The 18133-nt window shown below is 69.2% G+C and carries 13 protein-coding genes and 1 pseudogene; 13 read left to right on the top strand and 1 reads right to left on the bottom strand.

The features are described from left to right. Positions 1 to 45: 45 nt before the first annotated feature. Entirely contained in the window at positions 46 to 1065 is a 1020-nt protein-coding gene (locus ACFV6V_RS28840) for a hypothetical protein (RefSeq protein ID WP_385570695.1), read from the bottom strand. A 137-nt stretch (positions 1066 to 1202) separates the two neighbouring features. Here ACFV6V_RS28840 and ACFV6V_RS28835 point away from each other — a divergent pair, with 137 nt between their 5' ends. The 13 genes and pseudogenes from ACFV6V_RS28835 to ACFV6V_RS28775 all read left to right on the top strand — a co-directional run. Then, positions 1203 to 3824, top strand: a complete 2622-nt coding sequence (locus ACFV6V_RS28835) for a valine--tRNA ligase (protein ID WP_385570693.1) — start codon at positions 1203 to 1205, stop codon at positions 3822 to 3824. Positions 3825 to 4000: 176 nt separating this feature from the next. Then, positions 4001 to 5512, top strand: a complete 1512-nt coding sequence (locus ACFV6V_RS28830) for a bifunctional folylpolyglutamate synthase/dihydrofolate synthase (RefSeq protein ID WP_385570692.1) — start codon at positions 4001 to 4003, stop codon at positions 5510 to 5512. A gap of 4 nt (positions 5513 to 5516) precedes the next feature. Continuing rightward, entirely contained in the window at positions 5517 to 5885 is a 369-nt protein-coding gene (locus tag ACFV6V_RS28825) for a DUF4233 domain-containing protein (protein WP_385570690.1), read from the top strand. 88 nt (positions 5886 to 5973) lie between these two features. Beyond that, on the top strand, positions 5974 to 6387 hold the full coding sequence (gene ndk, locus ACFV6V_RS28820) for a nucleoside-diphosphate kinase (RefSeq protein ID WP_385570688.1): 414 nt from the start codon (positions 5974 to 5976) through the stop codon (positions 6385 to 6387). 265 nt (positions 6388 to 6652) lie between these two features. Next, the gene (locus tag ACFV6V_RS28815; RefSeq protein WP_385570687.1) at positions 6653 to 7672 is read left to right on the top strand and encodes a rod shape-determining protein; all 1020 of its coding nucleotides are present in this window, start codon (positions 6653 to 6655) and stop codon (positions 7670 to 7672) included. A gap of 118 nt (positions 7673 to 7790) precedes the next feature. After that, the gene (gene mreC, locus ACFV6V_RS28810; protein ID WP_385570685.1) at positions 7791 to 8888 is read left to right on the top strand and encodes a rod shape-determining protein MreC; all 1098 of its coding nucleotides are present in this window, start codon (positions 7791 to 7793) and stop codon (positions 8886 to 8888) included. A gap of 25 nt (positions 8889 to 8913) precedes the next feature. Then, on the top strand, positions 8914 to 9582 hold the full coding sequence (gene mreD / locus ACFV6V_RS28805) for a rod shape-determining protein MreD (protein ID WP_385570698.1): 669 nt from the start codon (positions 8914 to 8916) through the stop codon (positions 9580 to 9582). A gap of 19 nt (positions 9583 to 9601) precedes the next feature. Further along, positions 9602 to 11770, top strand: coding sequence for a penicillin-binding protein 2 (mrdA, locus tag ACFV6V_RS28800; RefSeq protein WP_385570684.1), 2169 nt, complete (start codon positions 9602 to 9604; stop codon positions 11768 to 11770). Position 11771: 1 nt separating this feature from the next. Continuing rightward, positions 11772 to 12971 (top strand): rod shape-determining protein RodA, encoded by a 1200-nt coding sequence (gene rodA / locus ACFV6V_RS28795; RefSeq protein ID WP_385570682.1) that lies wholly within the window; start codon positions 11772 to 11774, stop codon positions 12969 to 12971. Between the two features lie 176 nt (positions 12972 to 13147). After that, positions 13148 to 14815, top strand: a complete 1668-nt coding sequence (locus ACFV6V_RS28790) for a CHAD domain-containing protein (protein ID WP_385570681.1) — start codon at positions 13148 to 13150, stop codon at positions 14813 to 14815. 82 nt (positions 14816 to 14897) lie between these two features. Then, positions 14898 to 16853, top strand: coding sequence for a TIGR03960 family B12-binding radical SAM protein (locus ACFV6V_RS28785; protein ID WP_385570680.1), 1956 nt, complete (start codon positions 14898 to 14900; stop codon positions 16851 to 16853). Between the two features lie 99 nt (positions 16854 to 16952). Continuing rightward, entirely contained in the window at positions 16953 to 17498 is a 546-nt protein-coding gene (locus tag ACFV6V_RS28780) for a hypothetical protein (protein ID WP_385570678.1), read from the top strand. 45 nt (positions 17499 to 17543) lie between these two features. After that, positions 17544 to 18133, top strand: a pseudogene (locus tag ACFV6V_RS28775) (hypothetical protein); the annotation flags it as partial.

Genomic DNA, 18133 nt, shown 5'->3' with positions numbered 1-18133 from the left:
GGTCGATACGACCGGCGGGCGCCCTTCTTGGGCCCGTGCGGATGATCAGGCCTTGACGCGGACCGCGTTGCGGAGCTTGGCCGTGATGTCCATGGCCGTGTCCTTGTCCACGCCCTTGGTCGCGTCGCCCGGGGACACCATCGCGATGGTGCTGTAGTCGGCCCAGACGCAGAACCAGTCGGTCTTGGTCTGCTTGGTGACCGGGTCAGGGCCTTCCGCGGCCTGGCACTTCATGATGCCGTTGTCGAAGCCGTCAGGGCTGACCTCTTCGGGCGTCCCGATGAGCTTTCCCTTGGCGCTGTCCTTGCCGCTGTCCTCGGCGGACTCCTTGTTGATCTCTGCGAAGAGTCCGTCCAGCGCCTTCTTCGGGTCGTCGATCTTGCCGTAGGCGCCGAAGAACGAGATGCCCTTGGCCGTCTTCATGTCAGGCATCGAACTGGGGTCCGAGGGGTTGAACTTGCTGATGTCCGCCGTCGTGTACTGAGCGAGGATGGACTTGGCGTCCTTGACCCCGCTCTTCTCCAGTTCCCCGGTGACGGACTTGTCCTTGCTGCCGGCCTCGCCGTCGTTGGTCACACGGTTGTAGTCGCCGAGGACCTTCGCGGGGGTGGTGAGCTTGTGCGCGCCGTCGTCCGCGAGCGTCGAGCCGCCGCCGAGCACGAAGTACGCGCCCACACCGATGGCCACGACCACCGCGACCGCGCCGAGGATCAGCCCGGTCTTCTTACCGCCGCCCTGCGCCGGCGGCGGGGGCGGGTACGCTCCCGGGCCCGCGCCGTACGGGGGCTGCTGCGGCGGCTGGCCGTACGGCCCCGGCTGCTGCCCGTAGGGCCCGGGCTGCTGGGGCGGCTGGCCATAGGGCCCGGGCTGCTGGGGCTGGCCCGGGTAGCCGTAGCCGGGCGGCGTGCCGTGCTGCGGCGGTGCACCCTGCGGTGCACCGTAGCCGGGCTGGGCGGGAGCCTGCGGCGGCTGGCCGTACGGGCCCGGCTGCTGCGGCGGCTGGCCGTAGGGTCCTGGCTGCTGGGGCGGCTGACCGCCGTACGGGCCCGGCTGGTTGTAACTCATTACTGGGTTCCCCTCCAGGTGCTTATGCGTTCCGAACATCCTGTCGGAACCGGCAGCGCCCCGCTGCACAGGGTCTCGGACCGTTACCGAAGATTCCCGTTTCAGAACGCGACCGTGACACCTCTAAACTGTGGCCCGTGACCGAGAACACTCAGCATCAGCCAGCCAGCAACCCCGAACTGCCGACCCAGTACGCGCCGGCCGAGGTAGAGGGGAAGCTGTACGAGCGCTGGGTAGAGCGCGGTTACTTCGAGGCGGACGCGAAGAGCGAGAAGCCCCCGTACACGATCGTCATCCCGCCGCCGAACGTCACCGGGAGCCTGCACCTGGGCCATGCCTTCGAGCACACGCTGATCGACGCCCTCACCCGCCGCAAGCGGATGCAGGGCTACGAGACGCTGTGGCAGCCCGGTATGGACCACGCGGGTATCGCCACGCAGAACGTCGTCGAGCGTGAGCTGGCCAAGGAGGGCAAGTCCCGGCACGACCTGGGCCGTGAGGCGTTCGTCGAGCGCGTCTGGCAGTGGAAGGGCGAGTCGGGCGGCCAGATCTCCGGGCAGATGAAGCGCCTAGGCGACGGTGTGGACTGGTCCCGTGAGCGCTTCACCATGGACGAGGGCCTGTCGAAGGCCGTCCAGACCATCTTCAAGAAGCTCTACGACGACGAGCTGATCTACCGAGCCGAGCGCATCATCAACTGGTGCCCGCGCTGTCTGACGGCCATCTCGGACATCGAGGTCGAGTACCAGGACGACGACGGCGAGCTGGTCTCGATCCGGTACGGCGAGGGCGACGACTCCATCGTCGTCGCGACCACCCGAGCCGAGACGATGCTCGGCGACACCGCTGTCGCGGTCCACCCCGAGGACGAGCGCTACAAGCACCTCGTCGGCCGCGAGATCGAGCTGCCGCTCACCGGCCGCCGGATCCCCGTCGTCGCCGACGAGCACGTCGACCCCGAGTTCGGCACGGGCGCGGTCAAGGTCACGCCCGCGCACGACCCCAACGACTTCGAGATCGGCCAGCGGCACGGCCTGCCGAACCTCGCCGTCATGGACGAGCGTGCGGTCATCACCGCGCACGGGCCGTTCCAGGGCCTGGACCGGCTGGAAGCCCGCAGCGCCATTGTCGCCGCCCTGCGCGCCGACGGCCGGATCGTCGCCGAGAAGCGCCCGTACGTCCACTCCGTCGGCCACTGCTCTCGCTGCAAGACCACCATCGAGCCGCGGCTGTCCATGCAGTGGTGGGTCAAGGTCGGCCCGCTGGCGAAGGCCGCCGGTGACGCGGTCCGCGACGGCAAGGTCAAGATCCACCCGCACGAGATGGAGAAGCGGTACTTCGACTGGGTCGACAACCTCCACGACTGGTGCATTTCGCGCCAGCTCTGGTGGGGCCACCGCATCCCGGTCTGGTACGGCCCGAACGGCGAGATCGTCTGCGTCGGTCCCGACGAGCAGCCCCCGTCCGGCGATGGCTGGACCCAGGAGACCGACGTCCTGGACACCTGGTTCTCGTCCGGTCTGTGGCCGTTCTCCACGCTCGGCTGGCCCGAGCAGACCGAGAGCCTCGCGAAGTTCTACCCGAACTCCGTCCTGGTCACCGGCTACGACATCCTCTTCTTCTGGGTCGCCCGGATGATGATGTTCGGCCTGTACGCGATGGACGGCACCCCGCCGTTCCACACCATCGCCCTGCACGGCATGGTCCGCGACCAGTTCGGCAAGAAGATGTCGAAGTCCTTCGGCAACGCGGTCAACCCGCTGGACTGGATGGACAAGTACGGCTCCGACGCGCTGCGTTTCACGCTGGCGCGCGGCGCCAACCCGGGTGTCGACGTCCCGATCGGCGAGGACTGGGTCCAGGGCTCGCGCAACTTCGCCAACAAGATCTGGAACGCCACGCGCTTCGCGTTGATGAACGGCGCCACGGTCGAGGGCCCGCTGCCCTCGCCCGAGCGGATGTCGGCGACCGACCGCTGGATCCTGTCGCGGCTGAACACGGTGGTCGCCGAGGTCGACGCGTACTACGAGGACTACCAGTTCGCCAAGCTGTCCGACGCGCTGTTCCACTTCGCGTGGGACGAGGTCTTCGACTGGTACGTCGAGCTGTCCAAGACCACGTTCCAGGCGGGCGGCGAGGCGGCCGAGGTCTCCAAGCGCGTCCTCGGCGAGGTCCTCGACGTCACCCTGAAACTGCTGCACCCGATCGTGCCGTTCGTCACCGAGACCCTCTGGACCACTCTTACGGGTGGTGAGTCGGTCGTCATCGCCGACTGGCCGACCGACAGCGGCTTCCGCGACCAGGCGGCCGAGCGGGAGATCGGGTCCCTCCAGTCCGTGATCACCGAGGTCCGCCGCTTCCGCGCCGACCAGGGCCTCCAGCCCGGCCAGCGGGTCCCCGCCCGCCTCAGCCTCGACGGGACCGCGCTGGCTCCGCACGAGGCGGCCATCCGGCAGCTCCTGCGGCTCCAGCCGGAGGGCGACGGCTTCACCGCGACCGCCACCCTTCCGGTCGCGGGCGCCGAGGTGGCGCTGGACCTGTCCGGCACCATCGACGTGGCGGCTGAGCGCAAGCGCCTCGCCAAGGACCTGGCGGCGGCGCAGAAGGAGCGCCAGCAGGCGGAGGCCAAGCTGGGCAACGAGGCGTTCCTGGCCAAGGCCCCGGACAACGTGGTCGAGAAGATCCGTACGCGGCTCGCGAAGGCGGACGAGGACATCACGCGTATCGAGAACCAGCTCGCGAAGCTGCCCCAGGGCTGAGCCGTACAAAGCCCGACAGGCCCCCGGAGCCGAACCTGGCGCAGCCAGGCTCCGGGGGTCTCGTGCGTGCACGGGCCAGGCCATGACCAAGGACGTCCGAAGTCGATTGCGTCACGTCCGCCCGTTACACCCCCGGCCCCGTCGGCTCCGCCGCGCGGCCTCCGTAAACTGGCTGCGTGAGTGAGCAGCAGCCGCGCCCCTTCGATGACCCCGACGCGTTCGACGAGATCGTCGACGCCGAATCCGACCGCGACCCGGACCTGGCGGTGATCGAGGCCGGCAGCCGTACGCTGCGCACCCAGGCCGGGCCGCCCCGTGGTGACCAGGTGCCCGCGCGCCCCGCCGATCCCGAGGTGGACAAGGCCCTGCGCGAGATCGAGCAGGAGCTGGCGAGCCGCTGGGGCGAGACCAAGCTGGAGCCGTCCGTCAGCCGGATCAAGGCGCTGATGGACCTCCTGGGGGAGCCGCAGCACGCGTACCCCTCGATCCACATCACGGGCACCAACGGCAAGACCTCCACCGCCCGCATGATCGAGGCGCTGCTCGGCGCCTTCGAGCTGCGCACCGGTCGCTACACCTCCCCGCACGTCCAGTCGATCACCGAGCGGATCAGCCTCGACGGGGTGCCGATGGAGGCCGAGCGCTTCATCGCGACCTACCAGGACATCAAGCCGTACGTCGACATGGTCGACGCCTCCCAGGACTACCGGCTCTCCTTCTTCGAGGTGCTGACCGGCATGGGGTACGCCGCCTTCGCCGACGCGCCGGTGGACGTGGCCGTGGTCGAGGTCGGCATGGGCGGCGGCTGGGACGCGACCAACGTCATCGACGGGTCGGTGGCCGTGATCACCCCGATCTCCCTGGACCACACCGACCGGCTCGGCGGCACTCCCGCCGAGATCGCCGCCGAGAAGGCGGGGATCATCAAGCAGGGCGCCACGGTCATCCTGGCGCAGCAGCCGGTCGAGGCCGCGCAGGTCATGCTGAAGAAGGCCGTCGAAGCGGACGCCACGGTGGCCCGCGAGGGCATGGAGTTCGGCGTGGTCTCCCGTGAGGTCGCGGTGGGCGGACAGCTCGTGACCCTGCGCGGGCTCGGCGGGGAGTACGAGGAGGTCTTCCTCCCGCTCCACGGCGCCCACCAGGCGCACAACGCATCGGTGGCGCTGGCCGCGGTCGAGGCGTTCTTCGGCGTCGGAGACCAGCACGCCCGGACGCTCGACATGGAGACCGTGCGTGCCGCCTTCGCCTCCGTCACCTCCCCCGGCAGGCTCGAGGTCGTACGCCGCAGCCCGACCGTCATCCTGGACGCCGCGCACAATCCCGCGGGCGCGCGGGTCACCGCCGACGGTGTCACGGAGGCGTTCGGGTTCTCCCGGCTCATCGGCGTGGTCGGCGCGAGCGACGACAAGGACGTCAAGGCCGTGCTCGAGGCCTTCGAGCCGGTCTTCACGGAGATCGTCGTCACCCAGAACTCCAGCCACCGCGCCATGAACGCCGACGAGCTGGCGGCGATCGCCGTGGAGGTCTTCGGCGACGAACGCGTGGTCGTCGAACCAAGGCTCGATGACGCCCTGGAAGCCGCGATCACGCTGGCCGAGGAAGAGGCGGAGTATTCGGGCGCCGGGGTCCTTGTGACCGGTTCCGTGATCACGGTCGGCGAGGCCCGGCTGCTGCTCGGGAAGGGGTGAAAGAATGCGTACGCTCTGTGCCTCCACTCTGATCGGTGAATTCTTCGTCATCGGCTTCGCCGGTCTCGTCGCCATGAAGAATCCCGATCTGTCCATGGCCACGGTCTGGACGGTGTGCGGGATCGCGATGGTCCTCTCTGTACTGCTGTGCGGAATGATCACCCGGCCCGGTGGGGTGCAGCTTGGCTGGGCCCTTCAGCTCGGGCTGATCGCGAGCGGCTTCGTCGTACCGATGATGTTCATCCTGGGCGTGGTCTTCGCGGGGCTGTGGTGGGCGTCCGTGCACTACGGGCGCAAGGTGGACGAGGCGAAGGCCAGGTTCGCGCGGCAGGAGACCGCCGTCGCGGCGGCAACGGGCCCGGAAGCCGGCTGAGGCCCCGGCCGGACGCTGGCTGAGGGGTCGCTCAGGGCGCCCTGTAGCCTCTGAAGTGCAGTAAATCCACACTCGAAGGAGCCCGCACGTGAGCCAGCGCACGCTCGTCCTGCTCAAGCCCGACGCCGTCCGCCGCAGTCTGATCGGCGAGATCATCGGCCGTATCGAGCGGAAGGCCGGCTGGCAGATCACCGCGCTGGAGCTGCGCGAGCTGGACCAGGACACCCTGGAGCAGCACTACGGCGAGCACAAGGGCAAGCCCTTCTACGAGCCGCTGGTGGCCTTCATGTCCTCCGGCCCCGTAGTGGCCCTGGTGGTCGAGGGTGAGCGGGTCATCGAGGGCGTGCGCGCCCTGGCGGGCCCCACCGACCCCATCGCCGCCGCGCCGGGTTCCATCAGGGGTGACTTCGGCACGATCGTCCGGGAAAACCTGATCCACGCCTCGGACTCCGAGGAGTCCGCCGAGCGGGAGCTGAAGATTTTCTTCCCGGGCCTTTCCTGATCAGTCGTCAGCCATGCAGTGCCCATAGCCTGGGGCGGCCGAAGGAATTTCGGTCGCCCTTCGGTATACGTACTGTCATAGCGGGAACGCTTCACCCCGACTCATCGTCACCCTTATTGAGGTGGGCCCAGCGCGCGGTTGCCCCGCATGCGGCACTACGATGGGAACCCTTCACGTCGCAGGACCCTCCTCGCCTACCTGAAAAGCCATCAAAGCTCGATTTGGGAAGGCCCGACGCATCCTCATGGGAAACAAGGGGAACTCAATGTCGTTCATCGGCCGTGACATGGCTGTCGACCTCGGGACCGCCAACACGCTGGTGTACGTCAGGGGCCGGGGGATCGTTCTCAACGAGCCCTCCGTCGTCGCCATCAACACCAACACCGGCGGCATCCTCGCGGTGGGCTCCGAAGCCAAGAAGATGATCGGCCGTACGCCGGGGAACATCGTGGCGGTACGCCCGCTGAAGGACGGTGTGATCGCCGACTTCGAGATCACCGAGCGGATGCTCCGCTACTTCATCCTCAAGATCCACAAGCGCCGCTGGGCGGCGCGTCCCCGGATCGTGGTCTGTGTGCCGTCCGGGATCACCGGGGTGGAGCGCCGCGCCGTCATCGAGGCGTCGACCCAGGCCGGTGCCCGCCAGGTGCACATCATCGAGGAGCCGATGGCCGCCGCGATCGGTGCCGGTCTCCCGGTCCACGAGGCCACCGGCAACATGGTCGTGGACATCGGCGGCGGCACCACCGAGGTGGCCGTGATCTCCCTCGGTGGCATCGTCACGGCGCAGTCCATCCGGGTCGCGGGCGACGAACTGGACAACGCGATCATCCAGCACGTCAAGAAGGAGTACAGCCTCCTGCTCGGTGAGCGGACCGCAGAGAGCATCAAGCTCACCATCGGTTCGGCCTTCGACCTGGCGGCGGACGAGCACACCGAGATCCGCGGGCGTGACCTGGTCTCCGGTCTGCCCAAGACCGTGGTCATCTCCGCCGCCGAGGTGCGCAAGGCCATCGAGGAACCGGTCAACGCGATCGTGGACGCCGTGAAGACCACGCTCGACAAGTGCCCGCCCGAGCTGTCCGGTGACGTCATGGACCGCGGCATCGTCCTCACCGGTGGCGGTGCCCTGCTGCGCGGTCTCGACGAGAGACTGCGCCATGAGACCGGCATGCCCATCCACATCGCCGAGGACCCCCTGGACTCGGTGGCGCTCGGTTCGGGCAAGTGCGTCGAGGAGTTCGAGGCGCTCCAGCAGGTGCTCGACGCCCAGCCGCGCCGGTAACGCCCACCCCTGGACCTCGATATAGGGGCACAGAGCCGCCACACGCACATCAGGGCACACCAGCCACACCCGGAACACCCAGTTCGACAGTCCGACGAGGAAGGCACGGCCGCCGCACGTGAGGGACACCAAAGAGAGCCGGCTGCTCCTGGTCCTGCTGATCGCCATCGCGTTCGCGCTGATCACGGTGGATATCAGGGGCGGTCAGGAGTCACCGGTGGACGGCGCCCGGCAGGCCGCCGCCACTGTCTTCGGTCCGGTCGAGAACGGTGTGGCGGCGGCCGTCGACCCGCTCGGCAACGCGATAGGAGCGATCCGCGACTCGGGCAAGCGCCATGACCGCATCGCCGTACTCGAACGGGAGAACGCCGCCCTCAAGGTGCGGCTCGGCAGTGACGCCCGCAACCAGAGTCGCGTCCGGCAGCTCGACGCCATGCTGAAGAAGGCCGCCAGCGGCCAGTACGGCATCAAGGGCGCGGAGGTCGTCGCCATAGGGGCGGCCCAGGGCTTCTCGTGGACCGTGACCATCGACATCGGCTCGCGGGACGGCATCGCCCGCGACATGACGGTGATCAACGGCGACGGGCTGGTCGGCCGGGTCACCACGGTCGGACCGGACACCTCGACCGTACTGCTCGCCAGCGACCCGGACTTCACCGTCGGCACCCGGATGGAACGCACCGACGAACTGGGCTTCGCGACCGGTCAGGGCGACCGGCCGCTGTCCGTGCAACTCCTCAACGGCAAGGCCAAAGTGCGCAAGGGCGACCGGCTGGTCACCTTCGGCTCCCAGGCAGGACGGCCGTTCGTGCCCGGTGTGCCGGTCGGCGAGGTCGTCCGGGTCGACCCCTCGGGTGGCGACCTGACCCGGAACATCTCCGTACGCCCGTATGTGTCGTTCTCCAAGCTCGACATCATCGGCGTGGTGGTCCAGGCTCCCCGCACCGATCCGCGCGACTCGGTCCTGCCGCCGAAGCCCAAGGCGAAGCCGACGCCGACGGTCACCGTCACGGTGACACCGTCAGCGGGCACCGACGGCGCAGGCGATGCCGACGGCGCCGCCGCCGATGCCCCCGGCACGGCCACGGCGCCGGACGACGCACCCGGCACAGACCCTGGTACGGGCACGGACGCGGACACTGCCGCACGCAGAGACCCGGCCGAACCCACGGACACAGGCAGCGCCGGTACGGACACCGGCACGGACGACGAGTAGCGAAAGGAAGTAGGAGCCGACCATGATGCGCTTCAACCGGATGCTGCTCTCCACCACCCTCGTCGTGGTTGCCCTGGTCATCCAGGTCACCGTGCTGGCGAGGCTCCAGCTCCCGGGCGCCGTCCCCGATCTGATGTTGCTCGTCGTGCTCGCCCTCGCACTCGTGTACGGGCACACCAGCGGCGCGCTCATCGGCTTCGGGGCGGGCCTGCTGACCGATCTCGCCCCGCCCGCCGACCACGCCGCCGGGCGCTACGCCCTTGTGCTGTGTCTCATCGGCTACTGCGCGGGCCTGTTCAAGCCGGACAACGGCAGGCTCAACTCGGCCACCGCCCCGATGCTCGTGGTCGTCGGCGCCGCGATCGGATCGACCCTGCTCTACGCGGGCGTCGGAGCCCTCGTCGGCGACACCGCCGCACGCCATGTCGGCCTCGGCTCACTGATGTTCACCGCGGCCGTGTACGACCTGCTGCTGGCACCGTTCACCGTGCCGCTGATCATGGCCCTGGCCAGACGGGCGGAGAGCGATCCGCTGTCCGAGAGCCAGGCCGGCGCGGGCGACGTGTCCGGCGGCTGGACCTCCTTCGGCACCGGGCTGCGCATCGGCAGCCAGCGCGGCGGAGGGCTGCGGGTGAAGGCGGCCAAGTCGAGGGCTTCTCGAGCGGGCCGTATCAAGGGCATCAAGCGACTGTGACCTGAGGGGGTTCGGCAGCGTGACCAACATTCCCGAGACCGGGCGGACGCCCCGGGTGCAGATCCGGCTGGTGGTCATCCAGGTCCTGGTCTTCTCACTCCTCGCCACCCTCGGCGGGAGGCTCTGGTACATCCAGATCCGCAACGGTGACGAGTACGCCAGGGAGGCATCGGGCAACGGCGTCCAGCAGGTCGTCCAGCCCGCCGTCCGCGGCTCCATCCTCGACGCGCGCGGTGTGCCGCTCGCGGACAACGAGACCCGCCTCGTGGTCTCCGCCTCGCGCACCGAGCTGCTGAAGATGAAGGACGACGGCAAAGGCGTGCTCACCCGGCTCGCCGGGGTCCTCGGCATGAAGCCGAAGGACGTCATGGACAAGGTCCGGCTGTGCGACTCCGAGACCCCGCAGCCCTGCTGGAACGGTTCGCCCTACCAGCCCATCCCGGTCACCGACGAGGCCACCACCCAGCAGGCCCTCCAGATCCGCGAACGCGCCGAGGACTTTCCCGGGATCACCGCGGAGCCCACTGCCGTACGCCGTTACCCGGCCCCCGGCAAGTCGAACACCGCCCAGGTGCTCGGCTATCTCTCGCCCGTCACCGACGAGGAGCTGGAGAAGGCGAAGGACAGCGACTCGCCCTACCTCCGCTCCGACCAGGTCGGCCGCTCGGGTCTGGAGCGCACCTACGACAAGGAGCTGCGCGGAAAGGCCGGCGTCACCCGCTACGAGGTCGACAATCTGGGACGCGTCATGGGCGAGGCCAAGGCCGACAAGGCCGAGCCGGGCGCCAATGTGGTCACCTCCATCGACGCCCGCGTCCAGGCGGTCGCCGAGTGGGAGCTGAACCACGCGATGAAGGAGGCCCGCAAGGTCTTCGACGACAACACCGGCGAGAACTACAAGGCCGACTCCGGCGCCGTTGTGGTCATGGAGGCCAAGACCGGCCGGATCGTGGCGATGGCCTCACTGCCCACCTACGACCCCAATGCCTGGGTCGGTGGGATCTCCGCCAAGGACTACGCACAGCTCACCGGAAAGAAGTCCAACTTCCCGCTGCTCAACCGGGCCATCCAGGGGCAGGCGGCCCCCGGCTCGATCTTCAAGGTCGTCCCCACCACCGCCGCGGTCAACGCGGGCTACGACTTCAACGGCCGCTATCCCTGCCCGAGCTCGTACTCGATCGGCAACCAGGTCTTCACCAACTTCGAGTCCCAGGGTCACGGCAGCATCACCCTGGGCCAGGCCCTCGAGGTCTCCTGCGACACCGTCTACTACGCGCTCGCCCACCAGCAGTGGAAGAAGGACGGCGGGATCAAGCCGAAGAAGAACCCCGCCGACTGGTTCTACAAGACCGCCCACCAGTTCGGCCTCGGCGCCGAGACCGGGATCGACCTGCCCAACGAGGTCACCGGACGCGTCCCGGACCGCCGCTGGAAGCAGAAGTTCTGGGAGGCCAACAAGGACTACTGGTGCAAGATCGGCAAGAAGGGCGGCACGTACATCCAGCAGCTCTCCTACGAGAACTGCCTCGAAGGCAATCTCATGCGCGCCGGTGACTCCGTCAACTACTCCATCGGGCAGGGCGACACGCTCGTCACCCCCATCCAGATGGCCACCATCTACGGGGCCATCTCCAACGGCGGCACGCTCTACAACCCGAGCGTCGGCAAGGCGGTCGTCAGCGCGGACGGCAAGCGGGTGCGGGAGATCAAGCCCGCGTCCCACGGCAAGCTGCCGATGAGCACCAAGACCCAGGCGTTGATAGACGAAGCCCTCGCGGGAGTCGCGACCCGCGGTACCGCCGCCTGGCGATTCGGTGGCTGGCCGCAGGACAAGATCCCGATGCACGCCAAGACCGGTACGGCCGAGGTCCACGGCAAGCAGACGACCTCGTGGTTCGCCACGTACACCAAGGAGTACTCGATCATCATGACGATCTCCCAGGGTGGTACGGGCTCCGGGGCCTCCGGGCCCGCCGTGCGCAACATCTACAACGCCCTCTACGGACTCGACATGGAAGGCAACCAGGACCTGAAGAAGGCCCTGCTGCCCCAGCCGCAGAAGGCGCTGCCCAAGGTCCAGCCCGACGGCTCCATCGACGCGCCCGCCATCAAGCCCTACGCCCCGCAGGCCCCGAAGCCGGAGGACCCGGTACTCGCGGGCCCGCCCGCCACGGGACGGAGGGACTGACGTGTCCGGATCCAACGGCTTCTCGGTCGCCCGCTACGCGCCCGACCGCGGCTCCTGGGCGAGGCTCACCGCCCGCGACTCGATACTGCGTCGGCTCGACTGGCCGATGCTCCTGTCCGCCATCGCGCTGTCCGTCATCGGGGCGCTGCTGGTGTGGTCGGCCACCCGCAACCGCACCGAGCTCAACCAGGGCGACCCGTACTACTTCCTCTTCCGCCATGCGCTGAACACCGGGATCGGCCTGGCGCTGATGGCCGGGACCGTCTGGCTCGGCCACCGCACCCTGCGCGGAGCCGTGCCGGTGCTGTACGGGATCTCGGTGCTGCTGGTCCTTCTGGTGCTGACCCCGCTCGGCGCCACCATCAACGGCGCCCACGCCTGGATCGTCATCGGCGGCGGCTTCTCGCTCCAGCCCTCCGAATTCGTGAAGATCACGATCATTCTGGGGATGGCGATGCTGCTCGCGGCCCAGGTCGACGCGGGCGACCAGGAAATCCCCGACCACAGGATCGTCGCCAAATCGCTGGGCCTCGCGGCCATCCCGATGGGGATCGTCATGCTGATGCCGGACCTCGGCTCGGTCATGGTGATGGTGGTGATCGTGCTCGGGGTGCTGCTGGCCTCCGGGGCCTCCAACCGCTGGGTACTCGGACTGATCGGCGCCGGAGTCGCGGGCGCGGTACTCGTCACCATGCTCGGACTGCTCGACGAGTACCAGATCAACCGTTTCGCGGCCTTCGCCAACCCCGAGCTCGACCCGGCCGGCGTCGGCTACAACACCAACCAGGCACGTATCGCCATCGGCTCCGGCGGACTGCTCGGCACCGGCCTCTTCAAGGGCTCCCAGACCACCGGCCAGTTCGTACCCGAGCAGCAGACGGACTTCGTCTTCACGGTGGCGGGAGAGGAGCTGGGCTTCCTCGGAGCCGGTTTCATCCTCTTCCTGCTCGGCGTGGTGCTGTGGCGTGCCTGCCGGATCGCCCGCGAGACCACCGAGCTGTACGGCACCATCGTCGCGGCCGGGATCATCGCCTGGTTCGCCTTCCAGGCCTTCGAGAACATCGGCATGACCCTCGGCATCATGCCCGTGGCCGGACTGCCGCTGCCGTTCGTCTCGTACGGCGGTTCGTCGATGTTCGCGGTCTGGGTGGCGGTCGGACTACTCCAGTCGATCAAGGTGCAGCGCCCCATGTCCGCGTGAGCGCTTCGGGGAAATCCCGGGTGAGTGCCGTGAGCGCCATCGGTCGTCTGCCTCACCATCGTGGCTGGTGGCGCAGTTCGCCGCGGCGCCTTGGGGCGCTGCCGGGGCGCAGCGACCTCGCCGGAGCCGCAGACCGCGTACTGACGCAAGGCCGCCGAGCGGTCTAGATTTTCTTCATGGCGGACACGAAGCGAGAGATCGAGCGGAAGTACGAAGCCACCGGAGAGACCAGCGTCCCCGACCTGACCGGCCATGCCGGGGTCCACGACGTCACCGACAGAGGCGTCACCGAACTCGACGCCGTCTACTACGACACCACCGGGCTGCGGCTCGCCGCCGACGGGATCACGCTGCGCCGCCGCACCGGCGGCGGCGACGAGGGCTGGCATCTCAAGTTCCCCGTAGCCACGGGCATCCGCGACGAGATCCGCGTCCCGCTCGCCGACGCACTGCCCCGGGCCCTGCACGCGCTGCTCCGCTCCCGCGTACGCGACGACGTCCTCGTGCCCGTCGTCCGGCTGCTCTCCTCCCGGAAGGTCAGCCATCTCGCCGACGCCCAGGGGGAGCTGCTGGCAGAGCTCAGCGTCGACTCGGTACGGGCCGAGCGCCTCGGCGACGGCGGGGGCACCGCTTCCTGGACGGAGATCGAGGTCGAGCTCGCCGACGACGCCGATCCCGCGGTGCTCGACGCCCTCGACAAGCGCCTGCGCAAGTCGGGCATCCGGCGCTCGTCGTCGGCATCCAAACTGGCGCGCGCGCTCGCGGAGACATCGGAGCCCGGCGGAACCGGCACGGGGCCCTCCCCGGCACCGCCCGTGCCCGTGGCCGACTCCGCCGAAGTCCTGGAGTCAACGCGTGACGCCGACACCGCGCCGCGGCGTACGGGCAAGGGGCACACCGCCCCCAAGGCGCCGCAGGCCGCGGAGACCGTCAGGGACCGCGGGGCACGGCTGAAGCGGAAGCACGCGGGCGAGTACGTGCTCGCCTATCTGAGGGAGCAGCGGGACGCCATCATCGCGCTGGACCCCGCCGTACGCCGCGATCTGCCTGACGCGGTCCACCAGATGCGCGTGGCCACCCGCCGTATGCGCAGCGGCTTCAAGACCTACCGGAAGATCATCGACCGTGCCGTCACCGACCCGCTGGGCGACGAGCTCAAGTGGCTCGCCGGTGAGCTCGGCGTCGCCCGCGATCAGGAAGTGCTGGCCGAACGGCTCCTCGCCCGGGTCGAGGCACTTCCCAGGCCCCTGCTGCTGGGCCCGGTACGTGGACGCCTGCGGACCTGGGGGACCGCCCACCGCTCCGACGCACGCCGCCGCTCCGTCGCCGTACTGGACGGCAAGCGCTACCTCGGCCTCCTCGACATGCTGGACGCCCTCCTCGACGAACCTCCGCTGCTCAAGGCCGCCACCGCCGACCCTGCCACCGCCCTGCCCAAGGCCGTGATCAGGGACTACGAACGGCTCGCCCACCGGGTCGAGCACGCTCTCGGCCTCCCCGCGGGTCATGAGCGCGACCTCGCCATGCACGACGCCCGCAAGGCCGCCAAGCGGGCCCGCTACGCCGCCGAAGCCGCCACCCCCGCCCTGGGTAAACCCGCCAAAAAGCTCGCCCGCCGGATGAAGGCCGTCCAGACCGTGCTCGGCGACCACCAGGACAGCGTCGTCGCCCGCGGAACACTGCGCGACCTGGCGATCCAGGCCCACGCGGCGGGGGAGCCCTCCTTCACCTGGGGGCTGCTCCACGGCCACGAGGAAGCCCTGGCGGCGCGGCGGGAGCGTGAGCTGCCCGGAGTGTGGGCAAAGGCGTCAAGGCCGGGACTGAGGGCGTCACTCTCCAAGTGAGCTTCCGGCAACGGCGTACGAGGGGTGATTCCGGCCGGGTTACGCTTGAGAATCGCCCCCTGCCAGTCCACGAAGGTTCGAGATGTCTGCCGAGTCGGTCTTCCCACAGCTCGAAGCTCTGCTCCCGCATGTGCAGAAGCCCATCCAGTACGTCGGCGGTGAGCTGAACTCCACCGTCAAGCCGTGGGACGAGTGCGACGTCCGCTGGGCACTGATGTACCCCGACGCGTACGAGGTCGGGCTGCCCAACCAGGGCGTCATGATCCTCTACGAGGTACTGAACGAGCGTGAGGGCGTGCTCGCCGAGCGCACCTACAGCGTCTGGCCGGACCTCGAGGAGCTGATGCGCGAGCACGACGTGCCGCAGTTCACCGTGGACAGCCACCGCCCGGTGAAGGCGTTCGACGTGTTCGGGCTGAGCTTCTCCACCGAGCTCGGCTACACCAACATGCTGACGGCCCTCGACCTCGCGGGCATCCCGCTGGAGGCCAAGGACCGCACGATCGACGACCCGATCGTGCTTGCGGGCGGCCACGCGGCGTTCAACCCCGAGCCCATCGCCGACTTCATCGACGCGGCCGTGATCGGCGACGGCGAGCAGGCCGTCCTGGAGATCACCGGCATCATCCGTGCCTGGAAGGCGGAAGGCCGCCCCGGTGGCCGCGAGGAACTGCTCCTCCGGCTCGCCAGGACCGGCACCGTGTACATCCCGGGCTGCTACGACGTCGAGTACCTGCCGGACGGTCGTATCGGCCGCGTCGTCCCCAACAAGTCCGGTGTGCCGTGGCGCGTGTCCAAGCACACCGTGATGGACCTCGACGAGTGGCCCTACCCCAAGCAGCCCCTGGTCCCGCTGGCCGAGACCGTGCACGAGCGGATGTCCGTGGAGATCTTCCGCGGCTGCACCCGCGGCTGCCGCTTCTGCCAGGCCGGAATGATCACCCGCCCGGTGCGGGAGCGCAGCATCACCGGCATCGGCGAGATGGTCGAGAAGGGCCTCAAGGCGACCGGCTTCGAGGAGGTCGGCCTGCTCTCGCTGTCCTCCGCCGACCACACCGAGATCGGCGACATCGCCAAGGGCCTCGCGGACCGGTACGAAGAGGACAAGATCGGGCTCTCCCTCCCGTCCACCCGTGTCGACGCCTTCAATGTCGACCTGGCCAACGAGCTCACCCGCAACGGCCGCCGCTCCGGTCTGACCTTCGCCCCCGAGGGCGGCTCCGAGCGGATGCGCAAGGTCATCAACAAGATGGTCTCGGAAGAGGACCTGATCCGCACCGTCGCCACCGCGTACGGCAACGGCTGGCGCCAGGTGAAGCTGTACTTCATGTGCGGCCTGCCCACCGAGACGGACGACGACGTGCTCCAGATCGGCGACATGGCGGTCAACGTCATCGCCAAGGGACGCGAGGTGTCCGGATCGAACGACATCCGCTGCACGGTGTCGATCGGCGGCTTCGTCCCCAAGCCCCACACCCCCTTCCAGTGGGCCCCGCAGCTGTCCGCCGAGGAGACCGACGCCCGCCTCGAGAAGCTGCGCGACAAGATCCGCGGCGACAAGAAGTACGGCCGCTCGATCGGCTTCCGCTACCACGACGGCAAGCCGGGCATCATCGAGGGCCTGCTCTCCCGCGGTGACCGCCGTGTCGGCGCCGTCATCCGCGCCGTCTACGAGGACGGCGGCCGCTTCGACGGCTGGCGCGAGCACTTCTCGTACGACCGCTGGATGCAGTGCGCGGAGAAGACGCTGCCGGCGTTCGGCGTCGACGTCGACTGGTACACCACGCGTGAGCGCGCGTACGAGGAGGTCCTGCCCTGGGACCACCTGGACTCCGGTCTCGACAAGGACTGGCTCTGGGAGGACTGGCAGGACGCGCTCGACGAGACCGAGGTCGAGGACTGCCGCTGGACGCCGTGCTTCGACTGCGGTGTCTGCCCGCAGATGGACACGACCATTCAGATCGGCCCCACCGGCAAGAAGCTGCTGCCGCTCACGGTGAAGCAGCCTGCCGCCGCCTCTGGCGGCCACACGCACTGACCTGAGCGTGGGGGCGCGTGGTGCGCCGTGTGCGTGTGCCGGCGCCGACGTGCCGTCGCGGTGGTTGCGTCCTCGACGGGCGACGGCCACCGTGAACGGGTGCTTCTCGTTCCGGGCTGGATGTGGCAGCGGGGGCCGGCGACCCGGGCAGTGGGCGCCGGCCTCGCCGCCGGCGCCTTCCTCGCCGCGTTCGTCCTCATCGAGGCGCAGTCATGGCCGGGCGCAGCGGTGGTCTTCGTGGTGCTGAGCCTGTTCTACGGGACCCGGGTGGCGCGCCGGATGCACAGGCTCTGGCCTGCGGCCAAGGACATGAACCGCGCCGACCGCGCGGCCGTGGTACGCGCCACCCGGCGCGGCGAGGCCGTCGACGATCCCCGGCTGGCGCCTGCGGTCGTCGAGTACGCCGACGCCCTGCACCGGGCCGCCGATGAGGACCGGCTGCGCCGCTGGGCCGTCCTGCTCGTGACCGTGCTCGCGGTCGCCCTCGCCGTGTACGACACCGTGACGGGCTCCACCGGCGAGACCGTCGCCTCGTGGCTCCTGGTCGTGCTTCTCCTCGCTGACCTGATGTGGTGGCCCCTCAGACGGGACCGCCTGCTGGCCCGGGCCGACCAGGCAGCGGAGGCGGCCGGCCGCGATATCTGAAGCCGGCGCGCGTCGTCGGGAACCCCGGGGTCGCTTGTCGCGTCCATGCACACCGTGGAACTGGAGAAACGCGCAGAGCCGGCCGAAGCCGAAGGCTGCCTCACGGTCGCCGTCAGGATTCCGGTGCGGATCGTGGTCCTGCTGGTCGTCGTGCCCGTACGCATGGCCTGGGATCTGCTCGTGGTCTGCGCGAAGCTGCTGGACCGGGTGCTGCTGCGCCCGCTGCGGCGGGCGCTGGCCTATGTGTACGCGACCGTGCTGGTCCCCGTCGGGCAGGCCGTCGGCTGGGTGGCCACCCTGGTCGCCCAGGCTCTCTTCCACTGGCCGTGGGTCGCCCTGTGGCGCTATGTGATCGTGCCGGTGGCCACGTACGGCATCGCCATGCCACTTCTCTGGCTCTACCGGAAGGTGCTCACCCCGCTGGGGCATGGGCTGGTGTGGGTGTACCGGGTGCTGGTGGTGCCGTTGGGCCGGGGTGCGGGTTGGTTGGTGTGGGCGGTGTTCGTGTGGCCGTGGACCGCGTTGTACCGGTGGGTGCTCACCCCACTCGGGCATGGGCTGGTGTGGGTGTACCGGGTGCTGGTGGTGCCGTTGGGCCGGGGTGCGGGTTGGTTGGTGTGGGCGGTGTTCGTGTG

Source organism: Streptomyces sp. NPDC059828, assembly GCF_042731955.1.
Lineage (GTDB): Bacteria > Actinomycetota > Actinomycetes > Streptomycetales > Streptomycetaceae > Streptomyces.
Note: the sequence above shows the minus strand (reverse complement) of the source record. Positions and strands in the feature narration are given on the sequence as shown.

What these genes read in the sequence shown, in the direction of transcription:
- ACFV6V_RS28840 (WP_385570695.1), bottom strand. Translation starts at nt 1,065, where the DNA reads ATGAGTTACAACCAGCCGGGCCCGTACGGCGGTCAGCCGCCCCAGCAG.
- ACFV6V_RS28825 (WP_385570690.1), top strand. Translation starts at nt 5,517, where the DNA reads ATGCGTACGCTCTGTGCCTCCACTCTGATCGGTGAATTCTTCGTCATC.
- ACFV6V_RS28815 (WP_385570687.1), top strand. Translation starts at nt 6,653, where the DNA reads ATGTCGTTCATCGGCCGTGACATGGCTGTCGACCTCGGGACCGCCAAC.
- mreD (WP_385570698.1), top strand. Translation starts at nt 8,914, where the DNA reads ATGCGCTTCAACCGGATGCTGCTCTCCACCACCCTCGTCGTGGTTGCC.
- ACFV6V_RS28790 (WP_385570681.1), top strand. Translation starts at nt 13,148, where the DNA reads ATGGCGGACACGAAGCGAGAGATCGAGCGGAAGTACGAAGCCACCGGA.
- ACFV6V_RS28785 (WP_385570680.1), top strand. Translation starts at nt 14,898, where the DNA reads ATGTCTGCCGAGTCGGTCTTCCCACAGCTCGAAGCTCTGCTCCCGCAT.